Raw genomic sequence first — 7,565 nt, forward strand, 5'->3', positions numbered from 1 at the left:
TTCACAGGTCCAGGACGAGGCGTTCGCTGCGCGACCGGGACACGCACACGAACATGCAGTCGCCGGCCTCCCGCTCGTCGTCGTCGAGGATCGAGTCGCGGTGGTCGGGCACGCCGCCGAGGACGGCGGTCTCGCACGTCCCGCACAGCCCTTGCCGGCAGGACGACAGCACGCTCACCCCGGCGGCGCCGGCGGCGTCCAGCACCGACCGGCCCGGCGGGACGGTGACCGTCACGCCGGTGCGGCGCAGTTCCAGCTCGAACGGCTCGTCGCGGACGGCGCCGCTCTCACGGGCGACGAACCGCTCGGTGCGCAGCAGCCCGCGCCGCCAGCCCGCGCAGCGCTCCTCCACGGCCTCCAGGAGCGGCGCCGGGCCGCAGCAGTAGACCTTGGTGGACGGGTCCTCACCGGGCAGCCACGCGGCCAGGTCGAGGAGTCCCTGCTCGTCGTGCGGGACGACGGTCACCCGGTCGCCGTAGGGTTCCAGCTCGTCCAGGAACGCCATCGACGCCCGCGAACGGCCGCCGTAGAGCAGCCGCCAGTCCGCGCCGAGCATCTCCGCCTGCCGCACCATCGGCAGCAGCGGCGTGATCCCGATCCCGCCCGCGATGAACAGGTACCGGTCCGACGGGACGAGCCGGAAGTTGTTGCGCGGACCGCCGATCCCGACCGGGTCGCCGACGCCGAGCTCGTCGTGGACGAACGCCGACCCGCCGCGCCCGCCGGGCTCCCGGAGCACCCCGACCCGGTACGTCCGCGCGTCCCAGCGGTCGCCGCAGAGCGAGTACTGCCTGGTCAGGCCGTTCGGAAGGACGAGGTCGACGTGCGCGCCGGGCGCCCAGTCCGGCAGCCGGCCGCCGTCGGGACGGGCGAGCGCCAGCGTCACGACGCCGTCGGCCGCCCGGTCCTTGGCGGCGACGCGGAGTTCGAGGGCCGTGTCCGCCATGGGGCCTCCTCAAGGTCCGGATACGGCCTCGAGAATCGCCTCCGGCGCGGCGCCCCGGCCACGGCCTTCTCATCTGGTGAGAGACGAATCGCCCACGGCCCGCGCGATGCCCCGCGCCGCCGCTTTCAGGGCGGGGATCGGCGCCCGCGCGTTGCCGTCGTTCGGGACGACGACCGACAGCGACGCGATCACGTCGCCGCCCGGCCCCCGGACCGGCACGGCGATGCCGGTCGCGCGCTCGTCGATGTACCCGGGGCAGAACGCGACGCCGCCGCGGCGGACGTCGGCGAGCAGCGCGCGCAGCCGGCGCGGGTCCACCACCGTGTTCGGCGTGAACGCGGCGAGGTCCCCGGCGAGCACCTCGTCGCACAGGCCCGCCGGGGCGTGCGCGAGCAGCACCAGGCCGCTGGACGAGGCGTGCAGCGGCAGCCGCCCCGCGATCCGCGTCACGTTGATCACCGCGTTCGGCATCGACAGCCGCTCCACGAACAGCACCTCGCGGCCGTCGAGGACCCCGAGCTGGGTGTGGTGGCCGATCACCGCGTGCAGGTCCTCCATGTACGGCATCGCGGCCTCGCGCAGCCCGAGCGTCGGCGCGGCCCGCGACGCCAGCTCCCACATGCGCATGCCGACCCGGACGCGGCGCCGCTCGTCGCGCGCCAGCAGCCCGTGCCGCACCAGCTCCTCGACCAGCCGCGACGCCGTCGCGACGTGCAGGCCGGTCCGCCGCGCGATCTCCGACACCGACAGCGACGGATGGTCGGGATCGAAGGCGTCGAAGATCCGCACCGCCCTGGTCAGGACGGAATCACGTGCCACCCCGCCATTCTGCCCCGTACGCGGTCCGCGTCAGGTCGCCGCGGCCCCGGGGGGCGCCGGGAACAGCCGCAGCCAGGCGGTGCCGGTGGCGCCGTCCTTCGTCCCGCGCACCTCGACGGGCTCGAACTCCGGGGCGGTCCCGCCGGCGGCGCGGTGCACGAGCGGGGAGACGATCACGCCGAGCACGGCCGCGCCCGGTGCCAGCCGGCGCCGCAGCACGGGCGCGTCCAGCAGCCGGGCGGCGCGGCCGAGCACCGCCCCGGTGATCCCGCCCGGTCCCGCGTGCACCGGGCCGGTGTCCACCGCGACCCGCACCTGGAACCGCCGGGGCGCGTCCGCCCCGCCGTCGTGCCGGGCGATGCGGTCGGCGAGCGCCCTGGCCAGCGGGCCCGCGGGCGCCCCGGCGGGGACGCCCGGCGGGATGACGAGCAGCGCGCCGTCCCCGCGGTCCTCGTGATGGCACGCGGCCCACGGGATCCCGGCGGACTCGAACGCGTCCTCCAGCGACCGGAACAGGACGCCGCGGATGGCCGCGCGGTCCGACTCCGTCCGCTCCGGCGAACCGAAGCCCACCACGTCGGCGAACATCACCGTGCAGTCCTGGCCGGTCAGGAAGGGGGCGCCGGACGGCGGGCCCGGAGGCTCGCCCGCCGCGGTGAGGCGTTCCAGCCGGTCGGGGGCGAGGACGTCGATCGTCGCGGACCCGGCGCGGACGAGGCCCTCGCCGTCCCACCGGGCGAGCACGCTGTCGACGGCCGCCGGCGACGACGACGTCCAGCCGGCCAGCTCCCCGCCGGTCACCGGGAGCGTGCGGCCCCGCGCCCGCGACAGCGTGGTGAACAGCGCGGCCAGCCGCCGCTGGGTGTCGGCCAGCTCCGTGCTCGTCGTGCGGCCGGCCTCCTCGGCGGCGCGGTCGTAGGCCTGCTTCTCCAGCACCGACTGCACGCCCGGACGGCTCTCCACCAGCGGTCGGAAGTCCTCCGCCGCGACGACGAGGGCCCGCACCGTGTCCAGCGCGATGACCGTGGCGGACCAGGTGTCGTCGGCGAACAGCGCCCGCTCGCCGACGAGGTCGCCGGGACCGCGCACGGCGACGATCCGCTCCTCGCCCGCCCGGTCGACGCGGACCTTCGTCCAGCCGGACCGGAGGACGACGACGTAGTCGGCCGTGTGCCCCTGCCGCAGGATCGGCGTGCCGGGGCCGTAGGTGCGGGGGCGCGCGGCGGCGCGGACGGCGCGCCGGTCGTCGGGGGCGAGGGCGTGCCAGAAGCTGTCCCGCTGCTCGGCTATCCCGGCGTCGCGGTCCCGCGTCCCGGCGGACGACGCCGCCCGTGCGCGCGCGAACTCCACCAGCGGCGCGGCGAACAGGGCCAGCACCGCGAACGTGAGGGCGGCGACCAGCCCGGCGGCGAGCGTCCCCGTCGCGGCGGCGGCCCACGCCGTGCACACCGCGCCGAGGACGCCGACCACCACCAGGCCCCACACGAGAGCGCGGCCGACGGCCGGTCCGCCCGCGGAGACGGGGCGCGGACCCGCCGCGGCGAAGGCCGGGGAGGCGTCGGAGAACGCCTCCAGCAGGCGGCGGCCCGGCCCCCGCTCGACGGTGGGCGCGGCGGCCCGGCGGGCGGCGGCGGTGCCGGCCGGGGCATCGGAGAAGGCCTCCAGCAGCCGCCGCCAGGCGCGGTCAGGACTCGGCATTGCGTCCCCCAGTCAGTCCGGCCCGGTCAGGCCCGTCGTCCTCGTCCTCGTGGTCGCCGTCCTCGCCGACCCGCCCGGGCGGGAAGGCCAGCAGCGCGTACCGGCCGAGCTTGGCCAGGACCGCCGGGGCGCCCGCGCCGAGCGCGAACGCCGCCCAGGGCGCGGTGATCATGTCGCTGGCGGCCGCGGCGGAGGTCACCATCGCGGCGAGCATGCAGTGCAGCGCGCAGGCGAACAGGTAGTACCCGCCGCCCGGCCCGCCGGGGTACTTCCACGGCGGCCGCGCGACGCGCCGGTTAGCCTCCAGGAAGGCCAGCGTGCGGTTCGCCACGGCTCCCATGACTCCCCACAGGACGAACTGCCACATGCTCCGACGCTAGGCGCCCGCGCGGGGACGCACTGTGACGCGTCGTACAGAACGCGCACTCCGCCCGGAGACGGGCGACTCGGCGGGCGATTCAGCGGGCGAGGTGGCGGGAGATCACCAGGCGCTGGATCTGGTTGGTGCCCTCGAAGATCTGCATGACCTTGGCCTCGCGCATGAAGCGCTCCACCGGGAAGTCGCGGGTGTAGCCGGCGCCGCCGAGGACCTGGACGGCGTCGGTGGTCACCTTCATCGCGTTGTCGGTGGCGACCAGCTTGGCGATGGACGCCTCGCGGCCGTAGGGGCGGCCGGCGTCCTTCAGCCGGGCGGCCGACAGGTAGGTGGCGCGGGCCGACTCGACCGCGGCGGCCATGTCGGCGAGGACGAACGCCAGGCCCTGGTGGTCGATGATCGGCCTGCCGAACGCCTCGCGCTCCTTTGCGTAGGCGACGGCGTGGTCGAGGGCGCCCTGGGCGAGGCCGGTGGCGACGGCGGCGATGCCGAGGCGGCCCGCGTCCAGGCCGGCGAGCGCGATGGACAGGCCCTGCCCCTCGCCGCCGATGAGGTTGCCCGCCGGGACGCGCGCGTCGACCAGCCTGACCGTCGCGGTGGTGGAGCCCATCAGGCCCATCTTGTCCTCGGGCTGGTCGAACTCCAGGCCGGGGGTGTCCGCCGGGACGTGGAAGCAGGAGATGCCGCGCGAGCCCTCGTCGGAGGTGCGGGCCATGACGGTGTAGAAGTCGGCCTTGCCGCCGTGCGTCGTCCACGCCTTGGCGCCGTTGAGGACGTAGGAGTCGCCGTCCCGGACGGCCTTGGCGCGCATCGCGGCCGGGTCGGACCCGGCGTGCGCCTCCGACAGGCAGTACGCGCCGAGCCGCTCGCCCGAGAGCATGTCCGGCAGCCAGCGGGCGCGCTGCTCGTCGGAGCCGAAGGCGAACAGCGGGAAGCAGGACAGCGCGTGCACGCTGACGCCGACCCCGACGCTGGCCCACACCGCGCCGATCTCCTCCAGCACCTGCAGGTAGATCTCGTACGGCTGGGCGCCGCCGCCGAACTCCTCGGGGTAGGGGAGCGTGAGCAGGCCCGCCCGGCCGAGCGTGGTGAACGCGTCGCGGGGGAAGGCGCCGGCGCGCTCGGCGTCCGCGACGCGCGGCGCCAGCTCCTTGGCGGCGATCTCGCGGGTGAGCGCGAGGAGGTCCTCGGACTCGGACGTGGGCAGGTGCCGGGTGGCGGGCATGCGCGGACTCCTTTCGCCACCTGCACGGTACCAGAACGGGTACCAGAGAATCCTTTTTGGTACTGTCACGGGATGACGGAGACGCGGGCGGAGCGGCGGCGCGCGGAGCTGGTCGAGCGGCTCATCGAGGTGTTCCTCGACCGCGGGTTCGCCGAGCTGAGCGTCGCCGAGCTGGCGGCCGTCCTGCGCTGCTCCAAGAGCACCCTGTACGCCGTCGCGGCCAGCCGCGAGCAGATCATCGTGACCGTGGTGCGGGCGTTCTTCCGCCGCGCCACCGAGCGCGTCGAGGCGGTCGTGGACGCGAGCGCCGGGCCCCGCGAGCGGGTCGGCGCCTACCTGCGGGCCATCTCCGCCGAGCTCGCGCCCGCCTCGCCCGCCTTCTTCGCCGACCTGGACGCCTTCGCCCCGGCCCGCGAGATCTACAAGCGCAACACCCTGATCGCCGCGCGGCGCGTGCAGGAGCTCGTCCGCGAGGCCGCACCCGGCGCGGACGCCGCGGACGCCGCGTTCGTCGGCGCCGTCGCCGGCCAGGTGATGGAGTCGATCCACCGGGGCGAGATCAAGGCGCAGACGGGCCTGGACGACTCCGCCGCCTACGCCGCGCTCGCCTCCCTCATCGTCGCCCGGACGACCGCCTGATCACGCCGTCGCCGACTGCAGGGCGTGCTCGACCAGCCGGATCAGGACGTTCTTGGCCGAGTCGTGGTGCCGCACGTCGCACAGCACGACCGGGACGTCCGGGTCGAGGTCGAGGGCGTCGGCGATCTGCTCGGGGGTGTAGCGGCGGGCGCCGTCGAAGACGTTCGCCGCGACGACGAACGGGATCCCCCGGTTCTCGAAGAAGTCGATGGAGGCGAAGCTCGTCGGCAGCCGCCGCGTGTCGACCAGCACGATCGCGCCGACGGCGCCGTAGGCGATCTGGTCCCACATGAACCAGAACCGCTCCTGCCCCGGCGTGCCGAACAGGTACAGCCGGACGCCGCCGGTGAAGGTGAGCCGCCCGAAGTCCATCGCGACGGTCGTGGTGGTCTTGCGCTCGACGCCGCCGAGGTCGTCCACGCCGACGGACGCGTCGGTGAGGACCTCCTCGGTGCGCAGCGGGCGGATCTCGCTGACCGCGCCGACCAGGGTCGTCTTGCCGACGCCGAAACCCCCCGCCACCAGGATCTTCAGCGTGTGCGCGGGGAGGTCCTCGGCGGGCGCGGTGGGGTCATAGGCGGCGGAGTTCATCGAGCACTCTCATCAGGATCTTCGGGTCGGGACGGCCGGTGCCCTGCCCGGACGGCCCGGCCTGCGGGACTTCTTCGACGAGGCCGTAGTGGTGCAGGTCCGCGAGCAGGATCTGCACGACCCGCAGCGGCAGGTCGGTGTCGGAGGCCAGGTCGGCGGGGGTGGAGGGGCGGTGGCACAGCTCCAGCAGCCGCCGCTGCTCGCGCGACAGCCACACCCGCTCGCCGGGCGTGCGGCCCGTCGCGACGACCAGCGTGACCATGTCGACGGCGATCCCGTGGGGGCGGGTCCGCCCGCGGGTCACCGCGTAGGGCCGCACGATCGGGCCGGCGTCCGCGCCGACCCAGCGCTCTCTCGGAGTCTCCACGGCCGGCTCAGCCCGGGGCGCCGGCCTGCGACGGGTCGGCCGCGTCCTGCGCCCGCGGCGCCGTGCCGAGCTGGCGCCGCACCCGTTTGATCAGCATGGTGGTCTCGTAGGCGACCAGCCCGGCGTTGCCGCCCGCGTCGCTCAGCACCGCCAGGCAGCTCCCGTTGCCGGCGGGCATCACGAAGAACAGCAGCCCGTCCAGCTCGACGACCGTCTGCCGGACCTGCTTGGCCTGGAAGTGCTCGCGGGCGCCGTTGGCCAGGCTGTGGAAGCCCGACGACAGCGCGGCGAGGAACTCGGCGTCCTTGCGGGTGACCCCGCCGGAGGCGCCCATCACCAGGCCGTCCCGCGACAGCAGCACGGCCTGGTGCACCTCCCCGACCCGCTCGACCAGATCGTCCAGCAGCCAGTCCAGCTCTCCGGTGGCGTGGCCCTGCTGCGTCATCCCTGCCCCCATTCATCGCGTGGATCGCGATCGTCCGGATCGTCGTCGTCCCTGCCCCGAAGCCATCCCGACTGTAGCGATGACATCAGGTCCCGGTTGACCTCCGGGCTCGGCTCCTCGTACTCCTCGTCCGGCCCGCCGCCCCAGGCCCGGCCGGGGTCGGCGGGCCCCGGCGCGGGCCGCGCGCGCAGCTGCGGCGCCATGTTGCGCTGCCGCACCCGGCGGGGGAGCCGGCCCGTCACCTCGCTCGACTCGCCCGCGGCCGCCTCCGGGTCCGCGGCGGCCGGCCCCGGCCGTCCGCCGCCTGGCCCGTGCGGGTCGTGCGGCTCCCGCCCGCCGGACCTTCACTACAGCTTGGCATTGGCGTTTGGAACGGTTTGTGTAGGATAGGTGGGAGACTGTGAAGCCCGCACGCCAGTGTGGGTGGAGTCATTGGTGAAATACCACTCTGGTCGTTTT

Annotated in this window: 10 protein-coding genes; 1 reads left to right on the forward strand and 9 read right to left on the reverse strand. The window is 75.2% G+C overall.

What is annotated here, in order from left to right:
* Position 1 precedes the first annotated feature (1 nt).
* The 5 genes from amrb99_RS42000 to amrb99_RS42020 all read right to left on the reverse strand — a co-directional run bounded on the left by amrb99_RS42000 (position 2) and on the right by amrb99_RS42020 (position 5,064).
* Complete coding sequence (locus amrb99_RS42000) at positions 2-946, reverse strand: PDR/VanB family oxidoreductase (protein ID WP_190867149.1); 945 nt, start codon at positions 944-946, stop codon at positions 2-4.
* Positions 947-1,015: 69 nt separating this feature from the next.
* Positions 1,016-1,765, reverse strand: coding sequence for an IclR family transcriptional regulator (locus amrb99_RS42005; protein WP_347257090.1), 750 nt, complete (start codon positions 1,763-1,765; stop codon positions 1,016-1,018).
* Between the two features lie 30 nt (positions 1,766-1,795).
* Positions 1,796-3,463, reverse strand: a complete 1,668-nt coding sequence (locus amrb99_RS42010; protein WP_190867151.1) for a cyclic nucleotide-binding domain-containing protein — start codon at positions 3,461-3,463, stop codon at positions 1,796-1,798.
* The gene (locus amrb99_RS42015) at positions 3,450-3,830 is read right to left on the reverse strand and encodes a hypothetical protein (protein ID WP_190867153.1); all 381 of its coding nucleotides are present in this window, start codon (positions 3,828-3,830) and stop codon (positions 3,450-3,452) included. Before amrb99_RS42015 ends, amrb99_RS42010 begins: the two co-directional genes overlap by 14 nt.
* A gap of 91 nt (positions 3,831-3,921) precedes the next feature.
* The gene (locus amrb99_RS42020) at positions 3,922-5,064 is read right to left on the reverse strand and encodes an acyl-CoA dehydrogenase family protein (RefSeq protein WP_190867155.1); all 1,143 of its coding nucleotides are present in this window, start codon (positions 5,062-5,064) and stop codon (positions 3,922-3,924) included.
* Between the two features lie 72 nt (positions 5,065-5,136).
* Between amrb99_RS42020 and amrb99_RS42025 the strand changes: the two genes are divergently transcribed.
* Positions 5,137-5,703, forward strand: coding sequence for a TetR family transcriptional regulator (locus amrb99_RS42025; RefSeq protein ID WP_190867157.1), 567 nt, complete (start codon positions 5,137-5,139; stop codon positions 5,701-5,703).
* Here the strand turns inward: amrb99_RS42025 and amrb99_RS42030 are convergent, their stop codons facing one another.
* The 4 genes from amrb99_RS42030 to amrb99_RS42045 are packed head-to-tail and all read right to left on the reverse strand — an operon-like array spanning position 5,704 to position 7,348.
* Positions 5,704-6,294 carry an ATP/GTP-binding protein gene (locus tag amrb99_RS42030; RefSeq protein WP_190867159.1) on the reverse strand — a complete coding sequence of 197 codons (591 nt, stop codon included), beginning with the start codon at positions 6,292-6,294 and terminating at the stop codon, positions 5,704-5,706. It lies immediately after the preceding gene.
* Entirely contained in the window at positions 6,275-6,661 is a 387-nt protein-coding gene (locus tag amrb99_RS42035; RefSeq protein ID WP_190867162.1) for a DUF742 domain-containing protein, read from the reverse strand. The genes amrb99_RS42030 and amrb99_RS42035 overlap by 20 nt, the downstream gene beginning before the upstream one ends.
* 7 nt (positions 6,662-6,668) lie before the next feature.
* Complete coding sequence (locus amrb99_RS42040) at positions 6,669-7,106, reverse strand: roadblock/LC7 domain-containing protein (RefSeq protein ID WP_190867163.1); 438 nt, start codon at positions 7,104-7,106, stop codon at positions 6,669-6,671.
* Positions 7,103-7,348 carry a hypothetical protein gene (locus tag amrb99_RS42045; protein ID WP_190867165.1) on the reverse strand — a complete coding sequence of 82 codons (246 nt, stop codon included), beginning with the start codon at positions 7,346-7,348 and terminating at the stop codon, positions 7,103-7,105. Before amrb99_RS42045 ends, amrb99_RS42040 begins: the two co-directional genes overlap by 4 nt.
* Positions 7,349-7,565: the final 217 nt, after the last annotated feature.

It is taken from the genome of Actinomadura sp. RB99 (assembly GCF_014706005.1).
Lineage (GTDB): Bacteria > Actinomycetota > Actinomycetes > Streptosporangiales > Streptosporangiaceae > Spirillospora.